Raw genomic sequence first — 21,190 nt, 5'->3', positions numbered from 1 at the left:
TGTCCGCCATGGAGAGTCGATGAAGCCTTCGGTTCTGGTCGTCAACTGCGGTTCCTCCTCGATCAAGTACGCCCTGATTTCCGCCGAGCCCAACCAGCCGCGCCTGGCCGGGCTTGCCGAACGGCTGGGCAGCAGCAACGCCCGGCTGAAGGGTGTCGACAGCCAAGGCCGGGCCTTCGAGCAAGCATTGACCGATACTGACCACACCCGGGCCCTGGAAGCCATACTCGACCGACTGGAAGGTCGACTTCCCGACGCGGTGGGTCATCGTATCGTGCATGGCGGGGAGCGCTTCACTCGAGCCGCACTGATCGACGACGACGTGGCGGCAGCCATTGAAGAGACGGCCGCCCTCGCGCCGCTGCACAATCCGGCCAACCTCCAGGGTGTGGCGGCCACCCGCCAGCTCTTCCCGGACCTGCCCCAGGTGGCCGTGTTCGATACCGCCTTTCACCAGACACTACCACCGCGAGCCTACCGGTACGCCCTGCCGGAAGCGCTCTACCGCGACCATGGCATACGTCGCTACGGCTTTCATGGCACCAGCCACGCCTATGTCAGCGAGCGTGCCGATACGCTGAGTAGCCTCGTGGGTGGCGGCTGGCTGACCGCCCACCTGGGCAATGGCTGTTCCACTGCCGCCATATGGGAGGGAAAGAGCCTGGACACCAGCATGGGCCTGACGCCCCTCGAGGGCCTGATGATGGGTACTCGCAGCGGCGACGTCGACCCCAGCCTGCACGCTCACCTGTCGCGCCAGCTCGGCTGGAGCCTGGAACGCATCGACGACGTGCTCAATCGCGGCAGCGGGCTGCTGGGGCTCTCGGGGCTGACCAATGACATGCGCGAGCTGGAAGACGCCGCCGGCGAGGGACACGAAGGCGCCCGACTCGCCATCGAGGTGTTCTGCTATCGCATCGCCAAGTCTCTGGCGGCGCTCTCCTGCGCCCTGCCCCGCCTGGACGGCATCGTCTTTACCGGGGGTATCGGTGAAAACTCTCCGCTGGTACGCGAGAAGGTCGTTGCCCACCTGCCCCACTTCACACTCGGCCTGGACCGTGCCGCCAATGCCCGAACGGTGCGAGGCCGTGAAGACCGAATCGATGGTCGGCATCCCGCGGCGCCCCGTCTATGGGTCATCCCCACCGACGAAGAGGGCCGCATCGCCGCCGAAACTCGCCAGCTTCTGGAAGAGAACAACGCATGACACCACGCAACGCTCGCCCGCAACCCCAAGTACTGTTGATGGTTCCTACCAGCGTAGGGGTCGGACTGACCTCGGCCAGCCTGGGCCTGATCCAGGCACTCGACACCATTGGCCTGAAGGCCGGGTTTCTCAAGCCGTTCCGACAGGACGAGCTCAATGGCCCCGGACCCGACCGTTCCACCGCGTTGGTGAGCAGTACGCTTGGCCTGCACCCACCCGCCCCCATGACACAGGCCGACATGGAGCGTCTACTGCGCCAGGACCGGCTGGACGTGTTGATGGAGCAGGTGATCGAGCTGCACGCCCAGGCCGCCGAGGGGCTTGATGGCCACCCGGACCTGATCGTGGTGGAGGGCTTGGTACCCACGGCACACGGTACCTATGCCACCCAGCTCAATACCCAACTGGCCCATGCGCTGAACGCCCGCATCATATTGGTCGGCAGCGGCGACACGACCGATCCCCAGGCGCTGGCCGAACAGCTCGACATGCACGCCCAGGCCTTCGGCGGCATTGGCTCCGCCCGGACCCTGGGCTGCATCCTGATGCGCATGCAGAACCTTCCCGGTAGCGAAGAAGCATCGCCACCACTGGTGTCCGGCGCAAGCAACCCGATGCTCGATGAAGGCCTGTTGACCGAATTGCGCCGATACTCCCCGACGCTGGCCACCGACCGCTTCCACCTCATTGGCGTGGTGCCCTACAACCCGGCACTGATCGCGCCGCGTATCATCGATGTGGCTCGTGCCCTGGATGCCCGCTTTCTCAACGAAGGCGATGCGGCAAACCGTCGGGTACTCTCCACCAGCCTCTGCGCGCGCAGCGCTGCCAATGCACTGCACGCCTTCCGCCCCGGCAGCCTGATCGTCACCTCGGGGGACCGCGACGACATCGTGCTGGCTTCGGCGCTGGCTACCATGAACGGCGTTCCCATGGCGGGCGTACTGCTGACCAACGGTTTCATGCCCAACGACAATATGATCGAGATGTGCCGGCCCGCCCTCAACACCGGCATGCCCGTGCTGGCGGTGGATACCGACAGCTTCACCACAGCGAAGAACCTGGGAAACATGGGCAACGACATCCCCATGGATGACCTGGAACGGGCCGAGCAGGTAACCCGCTTCGTGGCCAGCCACATCGACCTGCAGTGGCTCAAGGACCACTTGAGCCGCGGCCATGCCAGCCGACTTTCGCCCTCTGCCTTCCGGCATCAGCTGGTCAAGCTTTCACAACAGGCCAATCGCCGCATCGTGCTGCCCGAAGGCAGCGAACCACGCACGGTCGAAGCCGCTGCCATCTGTCAACGCCGCGGCATCGCCCGCTGCGTACTGCTGGCAAATCGTGAGGAAGTGGAGGAAGTCGCTCGCAACCGCGGCATCGAACTGCCGCCAGACCTGGAAATCATCGATCCCGACAGTGTCCGCAGTCGCTATGTGGGTCCCATGGTCGAGCGTCGCTATGGGAAGGTGAACGAGCTGACCGCGGAGGACCAGCTTCAAGACAATGTCGTGCTGGGCACCATGATGCTGCAGCTCGACGAAGTCGACGGGCTCGTCTCGGGCGCGATACACACTACTGCCAATACGATCCGACCGGCCTTCCAACTGATCAAGACAGCGCCCGGCTATGACCAGGTGTCGTCGATCTTCTTCATGCTGCTGCCCGAACAGGTGGTGGTCTACGGCGATTGTGCCGTCATCCCCGATCCGAACGCCGAGACACTGGCCGAGATCGCCATTCAGAGCGCCCGCTCCGCACAGGCGTTCGGCATCGAGCCGCGGGTCGCCATGATCAGCTACTCCACCGGTGAATCCGGCAGCGGGGTCGATGTCGAAAAGGTACGCCAGGCAACGCAGCTGGCTCGGCGGCAGGCGCCGGAGCTGTTGATCGATGGCCCGCTGCAGTATGACGCCGCCGCCATCGAGAGCGTGGGCCGCCAGAAAGCCCCGGACTCACCGGTAGCCGGCCGTGCCACGGTATTCGTCTTCCCCGATCTCAACACCGGTAATACCACCTACAAGGCAGTTCAACGCAGCGCCCGGGTCGTCAGTGTCGGCCCGATGCTGCAGGGCCTCAACAAGCCAGTCAACGACCTCTCCCGCGGCGCCCTGGTCGACGATATCGTCTACACCATCGCGCTTACCGCGATCCAGGCGGCTCAGAGAGAGGCAGGTTAATTGGCCGGGCATAGACCCGCCACTGCGCCTCGACAAGGTCCGTGTTTATGCCGCTCAACTCCGCCATGACGTATCATTCTCCGGACGCGACTTGGGCCGCGCCGGCTCGGGCAGCACGCAGCGCAGGAACTCGCCGCGCCCCGGCGTTCCCAGGTATTGGCCATCGCGCCACACCACCTCGCCCCGGGAGAGAGTCAATGCCGGCCAGGCCGTGACCGGGATACCCTCGTAGGGGGTGTAGTCCACGCCGTGGTGCAGGTCGGCGTTGCGGATCGTGCGGGACAGCCCGGTCTCCCAGATCGCCAGGTCGGCGTCGGCGCCCACGGCGATGGAGCCCTTGCGCGGGTAGAGACCATACATCCGCGCCACGTTGGTGGCGGTGAGGGCGACGAACTGCTGGAGGGTGATCCGCCCGGTCTCCACACCGTGGCTGAACAGTAGCGCCAGGCGAGTCTCCAGCCCCGGTATGCCGTTGGGAATGCGCTCGAAACTGGCCTTCTCGCCGGCGGCGAACTTGCCCTGGGGCCCGGCGAAGGTGAAGGGCGCGTGATCCGAGGAGAAGATCTGGAACACGCCGCTCTCCAGGCCGTCCCACACCACCTGCTGGTTGGCGCGGTCGCGGGGCGGCGGGCTGCAGATGCACTTGGCGCCGTGGCGGTCGTCATCGTCGATGCCGAGGTCCTCGGCGGTGAGGAACAGGTACTGCGGGCAGGTCTCGGCGTAGATGCGCAGCCCGTGGCCGTGCGCCCAGCGCAGTTGCTCCACCGTTTCGCGGCCAGAGACGTGCACGATCAGGATCGGCACGTCGACCAGCTCGGCATAGGCGATGGCGCGGTGGGTCGCCTCGCGCTCTACCAGCATCGGCCGTGCCTGAGCGTGATAGCGCGGTGCGGTATGTCCCTGGGCCAGCAGACGCTCGGTGAGCCAGGCGATGCAGTCGGCGTTCTCGGCATGCACCATGACCATGGCGCCGTGCTCCCGGGCCACCGCCAGCACGTCGATGATCTCGCGGTCGGCCAGCTTGAGGTCGTCGTAGGTCATGTAGATCTTGAACGAGGTGTAGCCTTCGCGGATCAGCGCCGGCAGTTCCTCGCCCAGCACCTGGGACGTCGGGTCGGTGACGATCAGGTGGAAGGCGTAGTCGATGCTCGCCTTGCCCTCGGCGCGGCGGTGGTAGTCGTCCACCGCCGCGCGCAGGCTCTGGCCCTTTATCTGGCAGGCGAAGGGCAGCACCGTGGTGGTGCCGCCACAGGCCGCCGAGCGGGTACCGGTGAGGAAGTCGTCGGCCATGCGCGAGCCGTCCGAGGTGGGCTGGTCGAGATGGCAGTGGCCGTCGATACCGCCGGGCAGCACCCAGCGCCCGGCAGCGTCGATCTCCTCGCGCCCCGGCGCCAGGCCGCGTCCCAGGGCGGCGATGACGCCGTCGCGGATACCGATGTCCGCCTCGAACACGTCCGCCGCCGTGGCGCAGCGGGCGTTGCGTATCACCAGGTCGAAGGCACCCATCACAGCCCTCCCGTCATCAGGCGGCCCCAGCCGGGAACCGGCGTGACGTGGCCGGTCATGCGCAGCATCTTCCACACCACGGTGGCGGTGGTGTCGAGCACCGGCACGCCGAAGACCACTTCCCAGTCCGCCACCAGGTCCGCCGACTTGAGATTGGTGCAAGCCACCACCACCGCCGGGGCGCCCCGCTCCACCACCCGCTCCACCTGCCGGGTCAGGGTTTCCGGGGCGATCTCGGCGAAGGCGAAGTTCTCGCTGATGCCGAGATGCTCCTCGGCCTTGATGGTGAAGCCGGCAGCGCGGTAATTGGCGAGGATGCGCGCCTGCACGTCCTGAGTGTAGGGCGTGACCAGGCCGAACTCGCGGATGCCGTAGGTCGCCAGGATTTCGTTGAGGGCCAGCATCGAGGTGGTGGCGGGGATATCGGTCTCGGCGCTGATGCGCTGGCACAGCGCCTCGTCGTGCTCGAAGCCGAGCCAGCCCGCCGAGGTGCCGCTCCAGCCGATCACGTCGACCCGGGCGTCACGCAACAGCCGCGCGGCGGCAATCACGGGGTCGAGGTCGAACTGGCCCAGCGCCGCGTCGCTCAAGGCGATCTCGGTGACGGTGAAGCGCGAGAAGTGCGCGCTGACGCCGGGCACCAGGCTCACCATGGCCGAGGTGAGGGGCTCCAGCGCGGTGTTGGATGAGGGCGTGAGCACGCCTAAGCGGTGGTGTGTCATTCAGGAGTTTCCTTCTTCATTCTCGTTATCGTGGCCTTCGCGCCCCACCAGCCGGGCCAGTGCCGGTGGCAGTCCTTGGCACGCCTTGGTCGGCGGCGCGGCGTAGCTGCCTTCACTGGCGCGGCGCGGGGCGAGCCCGGCGAGCAGTTCGGCCTGGCGCACGGCGCAGCTCACGCCATCGACGATGGGCACCGGGATGCGCTCGGCGACCTGGCGCGCCAGCCCGGCCAGCGGCGCGCCGGCGATGATCAGCACATCGGCGCCATCCTCGCGCACCGCCGCCCGGCACAGCGCCACCAGTTGCTCGCCCTTGTCCCGCTGCACGCTGCCGATGTCGGCCAGCGGCTCATCCAGGCAGCGGATGCTCGCCAGCCGCGAGTGCATGCCGCAGGCGTCCACCGTCTCGCGGTACCAGGCACGGATGCGCCGGGAGATGGCGACGATGCCGATGCGCCCGCCGAGCTGGGCGGCGCTCATCAGCGCGCTCTCGGTGAGGCCGACCACCGGGATCGGCAGCATCTCCCGCGCGGCGGCGAGGCCGGGATCGCCGAAGGCGGCGATCACCGCGGCATCGTGTCCCGCATGGTGCTCGGCCAGCTCGACGAGGGTGGCGTAGGCGCCGATGGCGGCTTCGGCGCGGGTCTCGATATAGGCCACGCCGAAAGGCGCGGTGCGCAGCGTCAGTGCGGTGCCGGGGGATGCACTGCGCCGCGCCTCGGCCTCGATCAACTCGGTGACGCTGGTGGAAATATTGGGATTGACGATCAGTAGCTTCATGGCGTGTTCCTATTGTTGGCGGGCGCGCCGCCACAGCGCCTCGGCGGCGGCCTGGGCGTCGCTCAACAGACGCGCGGCGTCCGCCCGGCACAGCTCGCCGCCTTCGACGACGATCCCGCCGTTGCACACCACCAGCTCCACGTCGCGGCCCTGGGCGGTATGCACCAGGTTGCCGAGGGCGTCGATGCATGGTGTCAGGTGCGGGCGGCGGAAGTCGAAGGCGACCAGGTCGGCGCGCTTGCCCGGCGTCAGCGAGCCGAGTTCGCGCTCGAGTCCCAGCGCCCTGGCGCCGCCCAGGGTGGCCATCTCCAGCACGTGACGCGGCTGCCAGGTGTCGTTCACCTCGCCCTCCTGCAGGCGGCCCATGATCAGCGCCCAGCGCATCACCTCGACCATGTCGGCGTGCATGTTGTCGGTGGCCAGGGCCAGGTTGGCGCCCGCCTCGCGCAGCCGGGTGGTGGGGGCGATGCGCCCGCCGGTGGCGTTGCCCCGGGGCACATGGGCGACGTTGGTGCCACTCGCGCCGATGCGCGCCAGATCGCTGTCGCTGACGTACATGCAATGGGCGGCGGTGAAGCGCGGCCCGAGCAGGCCGACGTCGTCGAGCAGCTCGGTGGGGCTCATGCCGTCGCGCTCCCGTACCCGGGCGTTCTCCTTGCGGCTCTGGGAGAGGTGGCCGTTGACCTGGATGCCGAGGGTGTCGCGGGTGGCGGCGACCTTCTTCAGCAGCGCCCGGGTGCAGGTGTCCGGCGCGTGGGCGGCCAGCTCGACGCCAAGTCGCCCGTCCATGGCGCCCTGCCAGCGCTCGTGCAGTGCCACCGCCGCGCCCAGGGTGCGCTCGCCGATGGCGTCGCGGTGCTCCCACACACCCTCGTGCACGCGACTGAAGTCCACGTCGTGGATGCGCCCGCAGGCGATCACCCGCATGCCCAGCTCGCCCATGGCGGGCAGGGTGAGATCCGTGTGGACGAAGCTGTCGTTGATCAGGGTGGAGCCGAACAGCAGCGCCTCGGCGGCGCCGAGCCGCGCCAGGGCCACGGCCTCTCCCTCGCTCACCTCGTGGCCGTGGGGCACGCCGGGGGTGTAGGCCGGGGCGAAGCCCATGTCCTCGGCGACACCTCGCACCATGGTGAGGATGGTATGTGTGTGCACGTTGACGAAGCCGGGCGTGACCACCCGCCCGCTCAGGTCGAGGGTGCGCCGCGCCGGCGGCAGCGGCACGCTGGGGTCGTGATGGCCGACCGCCACCAGGCGGCCCTGGTGGATCACCAGCCGGGCGTTGGGGATCTCTCCCAGGTTCGGGCCCAGCTCGGCATCCACGGTGAGCGCGCGCGGGCCGTGGATCACCAGGTCGGCGGGGTTGGCCGCATCGAATTCCACCGCATCGAATTCCATTGTGTTCTCCATTCAAGCGGCCTCAGTAGCCCAGCAGCCGCGGCAGGGTGGTGACGACCTGCGGAAACAGGATGCACAGGCCGAGCATGGCGAACTGGAAGGCGACGAAGGGCAGCGACTCGGCGACCAGCTTCATCATCGGCACCCGGGTGATGCCGCTCATGACGAAGTAGAGCACCCCCACGGGAGGCGTCATCATGCCGATCACCAGGTTGTACATGAACAGGAAGCCGAAATAGAGCGGGTCGATGCCGTAGACCAGCGCCACCGGCGCGAACAGCGGCACCAGCATGATATAGGCGGCGTTGGACTCGATCAGCATGCCCACCAGCACCAGCAACGCCATGGTCAGCAGGATGAACAGCATCGGGTCGCTGGTCAGCGACTGGATGAAGTTCGACAGCAGCATCGGCACCATCTCGATGGTGAAGACGAAGGTCAGCGCCGAGGCGAAGGCGATCAGCGCCCCCACCATGGCCGAGGTCACCGCCGCCCGGTAGAGGCAGCCCGGCAGGTCGGCGAGCCTCAGCCTGCGCGTCACCGCGAAGCCGATGAAGGCAGAGTAGACCACCGCGATGGCGGCGCCCTCGGTGGCGGTGAAGACCCCGCCGACGATGCCGCCGACCACGATCACCGGCATCAGGATGATGACGATGGCGCGCCGCGCCTGGGTGAGCACGTTGCGCAGCTCGAAGCGTTCGCCGGTGAGCGCGTAGCCGCGCTTCCAGGAGATGAACGAAGCGATGGCCATGAAGCCCAGCGCCAGCAGGATGCCCGGCACGATGCCGGCCAGGAACAGCCCGCCCACCGACACCGAGGAGCCCGCCATCAGGGCGTAGACGATCATCGCGTTGCTGGGCGGAATCACCGGGCCGAGGTTGGCCGCCGAAGCGATCACCGCGCCGGAGTAGGCATCCGGGTAGTACTTGCGCAGCGACGGCACCAGGGTACTGCCCATGGCGCTGGCGCTGGCCACCGCCGCCCCGCTCACCGAGGCGAAGATGGTCCCGGAGGTGATGGTGACATGGGCCAGGCCACCGTGCATGCGCCCCACCAGGCTGTTGGCGAAGCCGATCAGGCGGTCCATGATCCCGGCCCGCACCATCAGCTCGCCGGCCAGCATGAACAGCGGAATCGCCATCAGCGGAAAGCTGTTCACCGCGTGCATCATGCGCTGGGGCATCACGTAGAGTTCGAAGTCGAGCATCCACAGCCCGGCCAGGGAGCCGAAGCCCAGGGCGAAGGCCAGCGGCATCCCGAGCACGGCGAGCAACAGAAAGAGTCCCACGGCGAGCCAGGTCATGCGATCTCTCCCTCCCAGGTGCGCGAGCCGCCCCAGGCCAGCAGCGCCAGATGCAGGAAGGCGTGCCCCCCGCAGATCAGCACCGCGATATAGTAGACCGCCGAGGTGATCGGCAGAGTGGGCATCAGTTCCGGCCAGCGATCCAGGGTGGCGACGAAGGCGCCGAGCATCACCAGCAGCATCAGCGCGGTGGAGATGACCGCCATGAGCTTGAACAGCATCTCGCGCAGACCCGCCGGCATCATCATCACGAACAGGTCGATGCCCACGTGCACGCCGTGTTTCACGCCGTGGGGAATGGCGAGGAAGATCGACCAGACGAAGAACAGCCGCGACAGCTCATCGGCGGAGTCGATGGAGGAGCCCAGCACGTAGCGCCAGAACACCTGCAGCGACACGATCAACACCATCGCCCCCATGGTCAGCACGATCACCCCGTAGGTGGCGGTGTCCAGGACGCCCACCAGGCGCTTGAAGACGGCGAAGGCGCCGCCCCGCGGGGGCGGCGCGGCCTGGCCCGCGCCTGCCGGCGGCGCGACGGGGGGCGATGCATCGGAAGGTAGCGTCATGACGACCTCACTGCGCCGCTTCGGCTTCCCGGATCACCAGTTCGATGAACTCGGGGTCGATGCGCTCGGCGAGGCCCTCGACCACTTCCATGGTCGCCTCTCGCAGTTCGGCGCGCAGTTCGGGGGAGATCGGGGTGAAGACCATGCCCGACTCGATGAGCTGCTCGCGCCACGCCTCCTCCTCCTCGGCGGCGGCCTCGCGCTGCCACGCCATGGCCGCCTGCGCACCGGCGTCGACGATGGCCTGGTGCTCCTCGGAGAGGCGCTCGTAGTGGCGCTGGTTGACCACAACGTTGATGAAATCGTAGAAATGGCCGCTGTCGGAGAGGTGCTCCTGGACTTCATTGAAGCGACGGCTGGCGATGATGTTGTAGGGGTTCTCCTGAGCGTCGAGCACACCCTGCTGCAGTGCCGAGTAGAGTTCCGAGACATCCATGGAGACCGGGTTGGCACCCAGCGCGCGGAAGGTCTGCAGGTGCACCTCGTTGGGCTGCAGGCGAATGCGCATGCCCTCGAAGTCCTCCACCGAGGTGATCGGGTGCCGGTCGTTGGTCACGTGGCGGAAGCCCAGCTCGCCGTAGCCGAGGTTGAGCAGGCCCAGCTCGGCCATGCGCTCGTCGAGATGCTGACCCACCGGGCCATCCATGACCTCGAAGGCCTGCTCGCGGCTGTCGAACAGGAAGGGCAGGCTCACCGCCTCGTACTCCGGCACGCTGCGGGCGAAGTAGGCGATGGAATTGAAGTTGGCGAAGATGCTGCCGGAGCGTACCTGGTCGACGTTCTCGGTGGCGCCGCCCAGTTGCATGGCGGGGAACAGATCGACCCGAATCTCGCCATCGGAAGCCTCCTCCACATGCTCCTTGAACACCTCCATGGCGCGCGAAACGGAGTGATCGGTGGGAAAGTTGCCCGCTACCCGCAAGCGTTCCTGGGCCAGCAGCGGCGAGGCGAGCAGCATGCCGGCGGCGAACAGGGTGGCGGTTTGAATGGCGCGAGACTTGTGCATGAGAAAAATCTCCGGTGGATGTGTGAACTCGGTCACGGCCAAACGGCCGTCTACCCAGGCATCAGCAATCCTCATGCCATGCGGAGAACCGGAATTACCGGGGCTTCCCCTAACGCCATGTTTTCTCTACCCTAAGCCTTGAACAAAATTACTCATCACTATATTTTAAAATATTGCATACAATCTATACAGACAAATAAAAGCACAGATATCGTGCATGAATGAGCCCTATGCTCCACGGGAGTGCATGGTGCCCGGCGCCGCCGGCTCCGAGCGGCAGCGCCATCCCTACTCACTCTCGCCAAGGTGCGGCATACTGGAAACGTGACCGACAGGACAACAACTTTTTATGGAAACCACCTCCGCCACCAAGCCCGCCATTGAACAGATCGCCGAACGCATCACCGATGCGGTGATGGAGCATCGCCTGCCGCCCGGTATCAAGTTGGTCGAGGAGAAGCTGGCGAGCGCCTTCGGGGTCAGCCGAACCAAGATCCGCCAGGCACTGACGCTGCTCGCCCAGGAGGGGCTGGTCACTCTCCACCCCAACCGCGGTGCCTTCGTCACCCGCCCCACCGCCAGCGAGGCCCGCGACCTGTTCGCCACCCGCCGCCTGGTGGAACCGGAGATCGTTCGTTGCGTGATCTCCCGCGCCAGCGAACTGGACATCGCTCGCCTGCGCGAGCACTTGCAACAGGAAGATGCGGCCCGCGCCGAGGGGGACCGGCGGCGCATCATCCGTCTCTCCGGGCGCTTCCACATGCTGCTCGCCGAACTGGCCGGAAACAGTTTCATTCAGAAATTGATGGCTGAGCTGTGCCCACTCACCTGCCTGATCATCGCCCTCTACGACGCGCCGCAGACCCCCGCCTGCCCGGAGGACGAGCACAGCCGCATCGTCGATGCCATCGCCGCCCAGGACGAAGCCACCGCCATCCATCTAATGCTCCATCATCTGAAACACATCGAGTGCGAACTGAAGCTGGACGCCATGCCCAGCCGCGACATTCACTGGGAATCGCTCTACGGCTGATGCCTGGGCAGGCGATCATCGCCACGCCGAGACAGCATGATCCCACCAAGGAAAACGCCACCATTCTCAGCCAGCCGCCGATATTGACCGACTCCAATGCCCCGCGGCGAGCGCCGCGATGCTGGATGACATCGAGCGAGGCGGTATAGGGATGCCGTGGAGTGGTTCGAGCCTTACGGTGCCGGATGGCACTCCCGCCAGTGCCGGGCGATATCCACCCGGCGCGCGATCCAGACGCCCTCGTGGCTAGCCACATGGTCGAGAAAGCGCTCCAGCGCCAGGGCGCGTCCGGGCCGCCCGGCGAGACGGCAGTGCAGGCCGACGGACATCATGCGCGGCTGGCGCTCGCCCTCGCGGTAGAGCCAGTCGAAGGTGTCGACGAGATAGTCGAGCCACTCCCGGGCACCGTTGAAACCGGGCGCGGAGGCGAATCGCATGTCGTTGGTGTCGAAGGCGTAGGGCAGCACCAGATGGTGGCCCCGGGCATGGGGCACCCAATAGGGCAGGTCGTCGTTGTAGGCGTCGGAGTCGTAGAGAAAACCACCCTCCTCGATCACCAGCTTGCGGGTCATCTCGCTGCCGCGCCCGGTGTACCAGCCCAGCGGGCGCTCGCCGGTGAGGCGGGTGATGGTATCGATGGTGCGCGCGATGTGCTCGGCCTCCTCCGCCGGCGGCACGTCGCGATAATCGATCCAGCGCCAGCCGTGGGCGGCGACTTCGTGGCCGTCGCGTGCCAGCCGCTCGGCGATGTCGGGCACTCGCTCCAGCGCCTGGCCCACGGCGAAGGCGGTGATCGGCACGCCGCGTCGCCGGAACAGTTCCAGCAACCGCCACGCACCGGTCCGGCTGCCGTACTCGTAGTGCGACTCCAGATTGAGGTTGCGCCGCCCCGGCCAGGGCGGGCAGAGCATGTCGGCATTGAGATGCTCGGCGGCCGCGTCGCCATCCATCACATGGCGCTCAGCTCCCTCCTCGACGTTGAGCACCAGCGACAGCGCCAGCCGGGCGTTGCCGGGCCAGGCAGCGTGGGGCGGCGTCTCGCCGTAGCCGCGCAGGTCGTCCAGACGCTCGGACAGGTCGAAGCGAATGGCCGCAGGCATCAGGATTCTCCTGCGTTCGGCGCCGCGAGCGGCGGCCAGTGGTGGCGGAAGCCTTGGCGTTCCAGGCGCAGGGCGGCTTGCAGCAACAGCGCCTCGTTGCCGGGGCGGGCCACGAGCTGGATGCCGAAGCGTTTCTCGCCGGGCCGCCGGGACGCCGGCAGGGTGACGACCGGAAAGCCCACCAGCGAGATGAGGAAGGTGCAGGCCAGGTAGTCGATGATCGACTCGCAGCGCTGGCCGTCGATCTCCCACACCTCCTCCTGCGCGTTGGGAAAGGCGAGCACACTGGTGGCGGGCAGCGCCAGTACGTCGAAGCGCGAGAGGAAGGCGAAAAAGCGGCGGTAGAGCGCCGTGCGGGTGCGCTCCGCCCGGAGGTACGCCTCGGCACCGGTATGGCGGCCCTGCTCGACGTTCCATACGAACGAGGGGGTGAGTCGGTCGGCGTGGTCGCGCACCAGTTCGCCGAACGTCAGCCACGACTCCGCCGCCCGCAACGTCTTGAAGGCCTCCACGCCGCCGCCGACGTCGGGATGTTCGCGTGCCACCGGCCCCAGCGCCGCCTCCAGCCCCGCGACGGCATCCTGGAAGGCCGCGCGCACCTCCGGCTCGACGGGGTAGGCGTCGCCCAGCGTCACGGAGACGGCCACCTTCAACGGCCGCTCCAGCGCGGTTGAAGGCGCGGGCCAGGCCATACCGCGAGAGGAGGGGTCATCCTGATGCTCACCGGCCATCGCCGCGAGCATCAGGGCGGCATCCTCGACGCCGCGCGCCAGCACGCCCTGAGTGGCCAGGGTGCTCCAACCCAGCGGACGCGAGGGCTCGGCGATGACACCCGGCGTCGGGCGCAGCCCCACGCAGCCGCAGAAGGCCGCCGGCGTGCGCACCGAGCCGCCGAAGTCGGTGCCCTGGGCCAACGGCACCATCCCGGTGGCCACCGCCACGGCGGAGCCGCCGCTGGAGCCGCCGGAGGTGAGCCGGGTATCCCAGGGGTTGGCGGTGGGACCGCGCAAGGCGTTGGTGCACACCGCGCCGAAGGCGAACTCCGGCGTGTTGGTCTTGCCCAGCACGATGGCTCCGGCCCGCTTGAGCCGCGCCACGCTGAGCGCATCCTCGGCGGGCACGTGATCGCTCAGCAAACGCGAACCCTGGGTGGTACGCAGCCCGGCGGTGGCGGTCACGTCCTTGATCGCCACCGGCAGGCCGTGCAGCGGCCCCAGCGGTTCGCCCCGGCGGCGGCGCGCATCGCATGTCTCGGCCCGCCGTCGGGCGCCTTCTTCATCCACGCTGACGAAGGCTTGCAGTTCGTCGTCGAGACGCCGGATGCGGTCCAGGCAGTGCTCCACCAGTTCCAGCGAACTCAGCCCGTCTTCCCGCAGCAACTCGGCCAGCCGGGTGGCGGAATGCTTCAACATATCCATTACATCAACCGATAGGGCAGCCAGGTGACCAGCCCCGGGAAAGCGATGATCAGCGCGACGGCCAGCAACATCACTAATACGAAGGGCACGATGCCGTAAAAGACATCGGTCACCGAGCCGGTGCGGCGCACGCCCTGCACCACGAAAAGGTTCATACCTACCGGTGGGGTAATCAGCGCCAATTCCATCATCAACACCAGAAAAATGCCGAACCACACCGGGTCGATGCCCATGAACACCACGATGGGAAAGACGATGGGAATGGTCCCCACCATCATCGAGAGGGTCTCGATGAAGCAGCCGAGGATCAGGTAGAACACCACCAGCGCCAACAGGAAGCCCAGCACACTGAGCTCCATGGAAGCGACGAAGCTGGTCAGCGCCTGGGGCACACCGAGCACGCCGACGATGAACTTGAGGAAGAAGGCGGCCACGATGATCAACAGGATCATCGCCGTGGTACGCACCGTGGAGAGGAACGCCTCGTGGAGCATGGCGAAGCTCAGTGCGCGGTTGTAGACCGCCAGTCCCAGCGCCATCAGCACGCCCACCGCGGCGGCCTCGGTGGGAGTGGCCCAGCCCAGGTAGATGCTGCCCATCACCACCGCGAACACCAGCAGCGGCGGAACCAGGTGCTTGAGATTGGTGAACTTCACACCCCAGGAGCTCTTCTCCTCCGCCTTGCCTGCCAGGTTGGGGAACAGCATGCAGAGCAACGCGATGGAGAGCATGAACAGGGCGATCAGCAGGAGCCCCGGCACCAGCCCGGCGGCGAACAGCCGACCCACAGAAGTGCCTGTGAGAGCGCCGTAGATGATCAGGTTGACGCTGGGCGGAATCAGGATGCCCAGGGTCGCCCCGGCGGCGATGGAGCCCAGCACCAGGCGCTCGTTGTAGGCGCGCCGCTTGAACTCCGGCAACGCCACGGTGGAGATGGTCGCCGCCGTGGCCACCGAGGAACCGGAGACCGCCGCGAACAGCCCGCTGGCGCCGATGTTGGTGTGCAACAGCCCGCCCGGCAGCCGCCCCAGCCACACCGCCAGGCCGGAGTACATGCGCTGGGTCACGCCGCAACGCAGCAGTAGCTCGCCGAGCAGGATGAACAGCGGAATGGCGGTGAGCAGGAAGTCGTTCATCACCGCCCACAACTGGTTGCCGAAGGTGCCGAGCATGGCCGGCGAGAGATAGACCGCCGCGCCGAGGGCGCTGATCAGAAAGATCGCCACGGCCACGTGCACACCGAGGATCATCATCCCCAGCATGATGGCGAAGCCGATGGCGGCGCCGGTGATATCGATCATGATGGCCGCTCCTCGCCGCTCATTTCCAGTTGCCCCTCCGCCTCCGAAAGACTCTTGTCGACCTCCTCCTGCAGGGTCGGCGGACCGTAGCGGGCATTGAGCTCGGCATGCCGCGCTCGTACCAGCAGCCACAGGCTATGCAGTGCCAGGGCCGCCGCCACCAGGGCGAACAGCGCCACCCCGGCCAGCCAGATTCCCTGGGGAATCCACAGCGGTGTCTGCAGTGGAGTGCTGGCGCGGCTGCCGTAGCTCATGCTCTCCTGCCAAGCGTCCCATACGCGGCTCAGCATGAAGATGGCGAACCCCGCCAGCAGCACCGCCGCCGTACCGTTGAGCAACGCCTGCAACGCCACCGGCAGGCGGTGCAGACCCAGCTCGATGCGGGTGTGCATGCGGTTGAGCAGCGCTGCCGAAAAGCCGAAAGCGCCCGTTACCGCCAGCACGTAGCCGCCGATCTCGTCGACCCCCTGCACCGAATGGGAGAGCAGCCGCCGGGCGACGATCTCGTAGCCGATCAGGAAACAGAGCCCCAGACAGGCGTAACCGCAAGCCACCGCCATCCAGGTGGTCAGCCGCTCCAGCGGCGCGAAGAGTCTGTCGTTACGCATGGCGTCACTCGATGCTCAGGCCGCGAACCTCGCCCACGGTGGCATTCCACAGGCTGGAACACTCGGCGTAGTTGGCGTCACAGGTCTCGGCCCAGGTGGGCAGGATCACTTCCGACACGGCTTCGTTGAGCAGCGCGACGTCCTCCTCGCTGGGCTCGACCAGCGCCATGTCGAAGCGGTTGTAGCTCTCGCACTCATTGCTGCCGGTGGAGCAGTTCACCGCATCCTGAGTCAGGGTCCGCGCCATCTCCCAGTACTGTTCCTCCAGGTCGGCATAAGCGGCGTCCAGCGCTTCCTGGGCCTCCGGCGAGAGCGCGTTCCAGGTATCCAGGTTCATCATGTGCGCCTGCACCGACCAGCTCACCCCGAGGGTGTAGAGGGAGTCGGTCACCTCCGGCCAGTTGCCGGTATTGCCCGAGGTGGGCGAGGTGATACCGCACTCCGCCACGCCACGCTGCAAGGCCGGATAGACCTCGGCGAATTGCAATGTGACCGGCGTGGCATCGAGATACTCCAGTAGCGCCGACATGCTGGGGGTGAAGGTGCGCACCCGCTTGCCGGCCAGATCGGCGAGCCCGTCCAGTTCGCCGGAGCAGTAGAAGACCTGCGGGCCGAAGGGGAACAGGGTCATCACCCGGGCATTGAAGCGCCCGGCGGCCCGCTCGGCGAATACCTCACGGTAGGCATCCACCACCTCTCCCAGGGTTTCGATATCCGGCGAGACGCCAATCAGGTCCAGCCCTTCCAGGAAAGGATCGTCCCGCGAAGCGGCGCCGATGGTGGTTTCCACCACATCGAAACTGCCGGTGCGCACCATGCGCAGGGTGTCCTGCATATCCACGCCCACCACGTCCAGCGGGTTGAAGTTGACCGTGACGCCGAGCCCGGTCCGCTCTCCCAGCGTGTCGTAGAACTCCCGCTCCAGCGCAGTGTGGTGCTGGTGAGTGGACACGATGCCGATAGCGTTGAGGCGCACTTCCTCCGCGGCCAGCGGAGCCGCGGCCAGCGCCGCCAGAGTGATGCCGGCGACCTTGGTCAGGGTGTGTCGAGCCATGGGAATTCTCCTGTTGTTATAAAAGTGTGTGTTCGGATTCAGCCGATGAAGGCCAGCGCCCGTACCGGCGAGGCCGAGCCGCCCTTGATACGCAGCGGAATGCCCTGGAAGGTGAACTCGCCCTTGCCCAGCAGCGCCTCCAGGTTCCACAGCCATTCGTAATGCACCATGCCCAGGTCGCGGCAAACACGGTGGTTCTCGAAAAGGTTCTCGTCGACGCGATCCGTGGAGGGGCCTTCCACGCCGTGGACCATGGAGCCGCGCTCATACAGCCAGCGGGTGGCATCCGCCGTCACCTGGGCGTTGTTGGTACAGATGCTGTCGTTGGGCCAGTGGCGGGCGTTGAGGCCGGTACACAGCAGCACGATATGGCCATCCACCCTCACCTTCGCGGCCTTCTCGGCAGCCTCCAGTTCCTCACGGGTGATATCGCCGCGGTCGCCCACGTGGCGCAGGTCCAGGCATACCGCCTTGCCCATGAACATCTCGATGGGCATCTCATCGATGGTGGCGCCCTCCGGATTGTTATGGAAAAGCGCATCCACATGGGTGCCGGTATGGTCGAGCATTCCCATGTAGCAGGTGCTGAAGGTGAGCAGGTCGTCCGGGGTGCCTTGCTTGAATTTCTTGGAGGCCTCGTGGGTGGTATGGGGAATGACCACGGGCCGCGCCAGCCGACCCAGCGCGGGCAGGCCATCTTCAAGGGGCAGGGTGAGATCGATGACACTTGGCATGAATTCTCCCGTCATGTAAGACATCCAACCTTCGACAAGAGGAGGGCAAAATCAACACCACATTTAAAATAAACCTTAACTTACAATAAGTTATTACAAAAAGAGAAGTGTATTCGAGGATATATTTCAATAAATTGTACACAATATATAAATCATTATTTCAGAATTGGTGCGCATTATTGGGCTAATGCCCCATAATAGGGCATCGCCATGGGGCTCGAGTTGTCATGTCTTGAGAAGTTCGGTGCTTCGCGGGTCTGCGTGAAGCAGACAGGCTCAAGGAAGGCAGGCGGCATAGAGAAACGGCGGTAAGTCCACGTAAGCCGATGTTCGCCAAAACGTCAGCCAATGGATACCGCCCCGCTCTGTCGGCGGATACCTGCACCGCGTTTGACGGTGCCACCGCACGAACCCACGACAGCGTCGTCCCGCTCCCCAACGTCACGAACCTGTCACCTTTGCGACAACCGCTGTCTCATTGGCTACATTGCTACATAACGAGTGATACCCGCCGCTCCCCTTCTGGCGATCAGGGAGAGCCCACCCCGCCTCGGAAATATCGATAAAACCTCAAGGACTCTATCGACTAAACAACAGGTTAAGTGCCATCTTCTCGACCCATGACGGGTCGCCACATGGCGCAACCTCTCCTCCTGGCATAGCACTTGCTACCCGCCATAATCTATATCTCTTGATATATAGCGAAAGATGGAACTGAACCGTATCGGGATTCGCGGCGGCGACCCGGTATGACTCACCACCATGGGAAGAAAAGGAGATCACATGAGTAGAACAATGAAGAATGTGCTGAATCAATCGAAAAGGCCCCTGCTGGGTGCCACCGCCCTGGCTCTGGCGCTGGGCGCCTCGGCAAGCTGGGCGCAGCCGGCGGAGGTATCCATTGGCGTGGTACCCGCGGTACAAACCGCCATGCCGAGCATTCTCGCGGCCTTTCTGCTCGAACACCCTGAGTACGCGGACGATGAGGAGTACGAGTTCGTCTTCACCTACGACCCATCGGGAGTGCTGCGGAATGCGATTACGGACGCTCTCAACGTGGACCCAAACAGCAGCCCCTACGATCTATTCCTCGCCGCGGACGTGAACGATCCCCAGGCGTTGTACGATGACTTCGGCCCTGATGAGGACGGGCCAGTGAGGGAACCCGAGGACTACTCCGAGGGCACCCTGATGCTCTGGTCGAACGGCGACTCAAGCAGTATCGATGCTAACTTGGACCCCGTGGATTTCAGGGAGGATTTTACCACCACCGCTATCTGCGATGTCGCCATGGGACCTTATGGTGTGGCCGCCACCCAGGCGTTGGACAACGTCTACGCTATCGACTACACCCAACCGCCCTACGATAGTCAGGTGATCCAGTACCCCAATATCAATGCAGTGAATGCAGCCATCGTCGCCGGAGGGGGAGAAGCTGGCGGCACGCAGTCGGGCTTCGTCCCCACCTCGCTGCACTGCACGGCGGGGCAGGTGACACCACCACCGGGCGCCACCTATCGGCTTTTCGAGCCCGGCGTGGACTACGCCCCGACCATCCATGGCGCGGTGGTGATCGAGCGCAGCGGTGGTGAAACCGATGCTGCCCAGGCGCTGCTCGACTTCATGCGGAGCGAAGACGGCCAGGACATCTTCGATGAGTTCTGCCTGTCATTCAATTGAACGGTCGCGAGTCACGCAAGACGCCACTGTGATAACCGCCGCCCCTTCGGGAGCGGCACCCCGCACTCCCTCGAACCGAGCGCCGCGAATGGCTTGAACTCCTGAATCAAGGCAATAAGCCTCAGGCAATAAAGCTCAGGCAGTAAGCAAGCAGCACTCTGAAACAACGGCAACGTTGAATGAATCGATTAAATAGAAAGTCAACGCAAGGCCAAGGAAACACTGAGTAGATTTAAAGCCAAATAGATTTAAAGCTAAATAAATTTAATATAACACCTTTAAATGCCCAAGGAAGCGCCGAATAACGCGCTTCCCGGAAACACTCGGCTCAAAAACGCCGAACCAAGCGAAGAAAGCATTCAAGCAAAGAAAACACAGGGGAACCCGATATGAACCGCATCTACCGCACCCTATTCAACCGCCGCCTGGGGCGCTTCCAGGTGGTGGCCGAGAACGCCCGCCAGCGCCGCAAGAGCGGCGGCCAGAGCGGGCGCGGCGCATCCAGCGGCTCCTCGGGTTCCCTGACAAGCGGCTCCCTGCTCGCCGCCAGCCTGCTGCTCGCCGGCACCGCCCACGGCGCCAACCTGCCCAGCGGCGGCGAGATCGTCCACGGCAGCGGCACGATCTCCACCCCCGGCGCCCAGCACCTGCGCGTCGCCCAGGCCAGCGACAAGCTGATCGCCAACTGGGACAGCTTCGACATCGGCGAGGGCCACCGCGTCTCCTTCGACCAGCCCGGCAGCGCCTCGGTGGCCCTCAACCGCGTACTCGGCAGCGATGCCTCGCGGATCATGGGCCAGCTCGACGCCAACGGCCAGGTGTTCCTGGTCAACCCCAACGGCGTGCTGTTCGGTCCCAACGCCCGAGTCGACACCGCCGGCCTGGTGGCGTCCACCCTGGATATCCGCGACGAGGACTTCCTCAACGGCCACTACCGCTTCCAGGCTGATGCCGATGGCAACGCCGCCGAGGTATTGAATCAGGGCACCATCACCGCCCACGACGGCGGCGCCGTGGCGCTGCTCGGTGGCCGGGTCAGCAACGAGGGGGTGATTCAGGCCCAGCTCGGCAGCGTGGCCCTGGCCGCCGGTGACGCCATGACGCTGGACTTCGCCGGCGACGGCCTGCTCAGTGTCGAGATCGACCAGCCGGCCCTGGACGCGCTGGTCGAGAACCGCCAGTTGATCCAGGCCGACGGTGGTCGTGTACTGCTCACCGCCAGCGCCGCCGACAGCCTGCTCAACAACGTCGTCAACCAGCAAGGCATCGTGCGCGCCCGCAGCCTGGAAACCCGCAATGGCCAGATCGTGCTCGAAGGCGGCGACAGCGGCCGCGTCCAGATCGCCGGCAGCCTCGACGCGGGCAGCGATACCGGCAGCGGCGGCGGCATCCAGGTCAGCGGCGAACATATCGCCCTGAGCGGCGCCACCCTGGACGTTTCCGGCGCCACGGGCGGTGGCAGCATCGAGATCGGCGGCGGTTACCGTGGCGGCGGCGACCTGCCCCACGCCCGCAGCGCCACGGTGGACGCCACCAGCACCCTCAGCGCCGATGCCACGCACCACGGCGACGGCGGCAGCATCGTCGTCTGGTCCGA

General features: G+C 65.9%; 18 protein-coding genes. 5 read left to right on the top strand and 13 right to left on the bottom strand.

What is annotated here, in order from left to right; translation table 11 throughout:
- Positions 1–19 precede the first annotated feature (19 nt).
- A complete protein-coding gene (locus C1H69_RS01235) occupies positions 20–1,207 on the top strand; it encodes an acetate/propionate family kinase (protein ID WP_102651605.1) in 1,188 nt (395 codons plus the stop codon).
- Positions 1,204–3,387 (top strand): phosphate acetyltransferase, encoded by a 2,184-nt coding sequence (gene pta, locus C1H69_RS01230; protein WP_102651604.1) that lies wholly within the window; start codon positions 1,204–1,206, stop codon positions 3,385–3,387. Before C1H69_RS01235 ends, pta begins: the two co-directional genes overlap by 4 nt.
- A gap of 54 nt (positions 3,388–3,441) precedes the next feature.
- On the opposite strand, the gene hydA is transcribed toward pta, so the two are convergent.
- Genes hydA through C1H69_RS01195 form a run of 7 tightly spaced genes read right to left on the bottom strand, consistent with a single transcriptional unit; the run spans position 3,442 to position 10,665 of the window.
- Complete coding sequence (gene hydA, locus C1H69_RS01225) at positions 3,442–4,893, bottom strand: dihydropyrimidinase (RefSeq protein ID WP_102651603.1); 1,452 nt, start codon at positions 4,891–4,893, stop codon at positions 3,442–3,444.
- Positions 4,893–5,615 (bottom strand): maleate cis-trans isomerase family protein, encoded by a 723-nt coding sequence (locus tag C1H69_RS01220; RefSeq protein ID WP_102651602.1) that lies wholly within the window; start codon positions 5,613–5,615, stop codon positions 4,893–4,895. The genes hydA and C1H69_RS01220 overlap by 1 nt, the downstream gene beginning before the upstream one ends.
- Positions 5,616–6,392, bottom strand: a complete 777-nt coding sequence (locus tag C1H69_RS01215; protein ID WP_102651601.1) for an aspartate/glutamate racemase family protein — start codon at positions 6,390–6,392, stop codon at positions 5,616–5,618.
- 9 nt (positions 6,393–6,401) lie between these two features.
- The gene (locus C1H69_RS01210; protein WP_102651600.1) at positions 6,402–7,787 is read right to left on the bottom strand and encodes an amidohydrolase family protein; all 1,386 of its coding nucleotides are present in this window, start codon (positions 7,785–7,787) and stop codon (positions 6,402–6,404) included.
- A 22-nt stretch (positions 7,788–7,809) separates the two neighbouring features.
- Positions 7,810–9,090: a TRAP transporter large permease gene (locus C1H69_RS01205; protein ID WP_102651599.1), complete on the bottom strand. Its 1,281-nt coding sequence runs from the start codon at positions 9,088–9,090 to the stop codon at positions 7,810–7,812.
- On the bottom strand, positions 9,087–9,659 hold the full coding sequence (locus tag C1H69_RS01200) for a TRAP transporter small permease (protein WP_102651598.1): 573 nt from the start codon (positions 9,657–9,659) through the stop codon (positions 9,087–9,089). Before C1H69_RS01200 ends, C1H69_RS01205 begins: the two co-directional genes overlap by 4 nt.
- A 7-nt stretch (positions 9,660–9,666) precedes the next feature.
- Entirely contained in the window at positions 9,667–10,665 is a 999-nt protein-coding gene (locus C1H69_RS01195) for a TRAP transporter substrate-binding protein (RefSeq protein WP_102651617.1), read from the bottom strand.
- Positions 10,666–11,014: 349 nt separating this feature from the next.
- On the opposite strand from C1H69_RS01195, the gene C1H69_RS01190 reads away from it, so the two are divergent.
- On the top strand, positions 11,015–11,698 hold the full coding sequence (locus C1H69_RS01190; RefSeq protein ID WP_102651597.1) for a GntR family transcriptional regulator: 684 nt from the start codon (positions 11,015–11,017) through the stop codon (positions 11,696–11,698).
- A 173-nt stretch (positions 11,699–11,871) separates the two neighbouring features.
- Here C1H69_RS01190 and puuE read toward each other — a convergent pair whose 3' ends face one another.
- Genes puuE through C1H69_RS01160 form a run of 6 tightly spaced genes read right to left on the bottom strand, consistent with a single transcriptional unit; the run spans position 11,872 to position 17,913 of the window.
- Entirely contained in the window at positions 11,872–12,798 is a 927-nt protein-coding gene (puuE, locus tag C1H69_RS01185; protein ID WP_102651596.1) for an allantoinase PuuE, read from the bottom strand.
- Positions 12,798–14,210, bottom strand: coding sequence for an amidase (locus C1H69_RS01180; protein ID WP_205738379.1), 1,413 nt, complete (start codon positions 14,208–14,210; stop codon positions 12,798–12,800). The genes puuE and C1H69_RS01180 overlap by 1 nt, the downstream gene beginning before the upstream one ends.
- A 5-nt stretch (positions 14,211–14,215) precedes the next feature.
- Positions 14,216–15,517, bottom strand: a complete 1,302-nt coding sequence (locus C1H69_RS01175) for a TRAP transporter large permease (protein ID WP_102651594.1) — start codon at positions 15,515–15,517, stop codon at positions 14,216–14,218.
- The gene (locus C1H69_RS01170) at positions 15,514–16,125 is read right to left on the bottom strand and encodes a TRAP transporter small permease subunit (protein WP_102651593.1); all 612 of its coding nucleotides are present in this window, start codon (positions 16,123–16,125) and stop codon (positions 15,514–15,516) included. Before C1H69_RS01170 ends, C1H69_RS01175 begins: the two co-directional genes overlap by 4 nt.
- A 4-nt stretch (positions 16,126–16,129) precedes the next feature.
- Entirely contained in the window at positions 16,130–17,179 is a 1,050-nt protein-coding gene (locus C1H69_RS01165; RefSeq protein ID WP_102651592.1) for a TRAP transporter substrate-binding protein, read from the bottom strand.
- Positions 17,180–17,217: 38 nt separating this feature from the next.
- Positions 17,218–17,913, bottom strand: coding sequence for a cyclase family protein (locus C1H69_RS01160; protein WP_102651591.1), 696 nt, complete (start codon positions 17,911–17,913; stop codon positions 17,218–17,220).
- Between the two features lie 783 nt (positions 17,914–18,696).
- Here C1H69_RS01160 and C1H69_RS01155 point away from each other — a divergent pair.
- Together C1H69_RS01155 and C1H69_RS01150 are read left to right on the top strand one after the other, a co-directional pair.
- Positions 18,697–19,593 carry a molybdate ABC transporter substrate-binding protein gene (locus C1H69_RS01155; protein WP_165789394.1) on the top strand — a complete coding sequence of 299 codons (897 nt, stop codon included), beginning with the start codon at positions 18,697–18,699 and terminating at the stop codon, positions 19,591–19,593.
- 389 nt (positions 19,594–19,982) lie between these two features.
- The coding region (locus tag C1H69_RS01150; protein WP_133154945.1) for a two-partner secretion domain-containing protein at positions 19,983–21,190 on the top strand (1,208 nt) is incomplete at its 3' end.

The organism is Billgrantia endophytica, from assembly GCF_002879615.1.
Lineage (GTDB): Bacteria > Pseudomonadota > Gammaproteobacteria > Pseudomonadales > Halomonadaceae > Halomonas > Halomonas endophytica.
This window is presented reverse-complemented; position numbering and strand designations above follow the sequence as displayed.

Coding starts and splice junctions, on each gene's coding strand:
- C1H69_RS01200 (WP_102651598.1), bottom strand. CDS start 9,659: ATGACGCTACCTTCCGATGCATCGCCCCCCGTCGCGCCGCCGGCAGGC.
- puuE (WP_102651596.1), bottom strand. CDS start 12,798: ATGCCTGCGGCCATTCGCTTCGACCTGTCCGAGCGTCTGGACGACCTG.
- C1H69_RS01160 (WP_102651591.1), bottom strand. CDS start 17,913: ATGCCAAGTGTCATCGATCTCACCCTGCCCCTTGAAGATGGCCTGCCC.
- C1H69_RS01195 (WP_102651617.1), bottom strand. CDS start 10,665: ATGCACAAGTCTCGCGCCATTCAAACCGCCACCCTGTTCGCCGCCGGC.
- C1H69_RS01210 (WP_102651600.1), bottom strand. CDS start 7,787: ATGGAATTCGATGCGGTGGAATTCGATGCGGCCAACCCCGCCGACCTG.
- C1H69_RS01235 (WP_102651605.1), top strand. CDS start 20: ATGAAGCCTTCGGTTCTGGTCGTCAACTGCGGTTCCTCCTCGATCAAG.
- C1H69_RS01175 (WP_102651594.1), bottom strand. CDS start 15,517: ATGATCGATATCACCGGCGCCGCCATCGGCTTCGCCATCATGCTGGGG.
- C1H69_RS01220 (WP_102651602.1), bottom strand. CDS start 5,615: ATGACACACCACCGCTTAGGCGTGCTCACGCCCTCATCCAACACCGCG.
- C1H69_RS01165 (WP_102651592.1), bottom strand. CDS start 17,179: ATGGCTCGACACACCCTGACCAAGGTCGCCGGCATCACTCTGGCGGCG.
- C1H69_RS01215 (WP_102651601.1), bottom strand. CDS start 6,392: ATGAAGCTACTGATCGTCAATCCCAATATTTCCACCAGCGTCACCGAG.
- hydA (WP_102651603.1), bottom strand. CDS start 4,893: ATGGGTGCCTTCGACCTGGTGATACGCAACGCCCGCTGCGCCACGGCG.
- C1H69_RS01155 (WP_165789394.1), top strand. CDS start 18,697: ATGAGTAGAACAATGAAGAATGTGCTGAATCAATCGAAAAGGCCCCTG.
- C1H69_RS01170 (WP_102651593.1), bottom strand. CDS start 16,125: ATGCGTAACGACAGACTCTTCGCGCCGCTGGAGCGGCTGACCACCTGG.
- pta (WP_102651604.1), top strand. CDS start 1,204: ATGACACCACGCAACGCTCGCCCGCAACCCCAAGTACTGTTGATGGTT.
- C1H69_RS01180 (WP_205738379.1), bottom strand. CDS start 14,210: ATGTTGAAGCATTCCGCCACCCGGCTGGCCGAGTTGCTGCGGGAAGAC.
- C1H69_RS01190 (WP_102651597.1), top strand. CDS start 11,015: ATGGAAACCACCTCCGCCACCAAGCCCGCCATTGAACAGATCGCCGAA.
- C1H69_RS01205 (WP_102651599.1), bottom strand. CDS start 9,090: ATGACCTGGCTCGCCGTGGGACTCTTTCTGTTGCTCGCCGTGCTCGGG.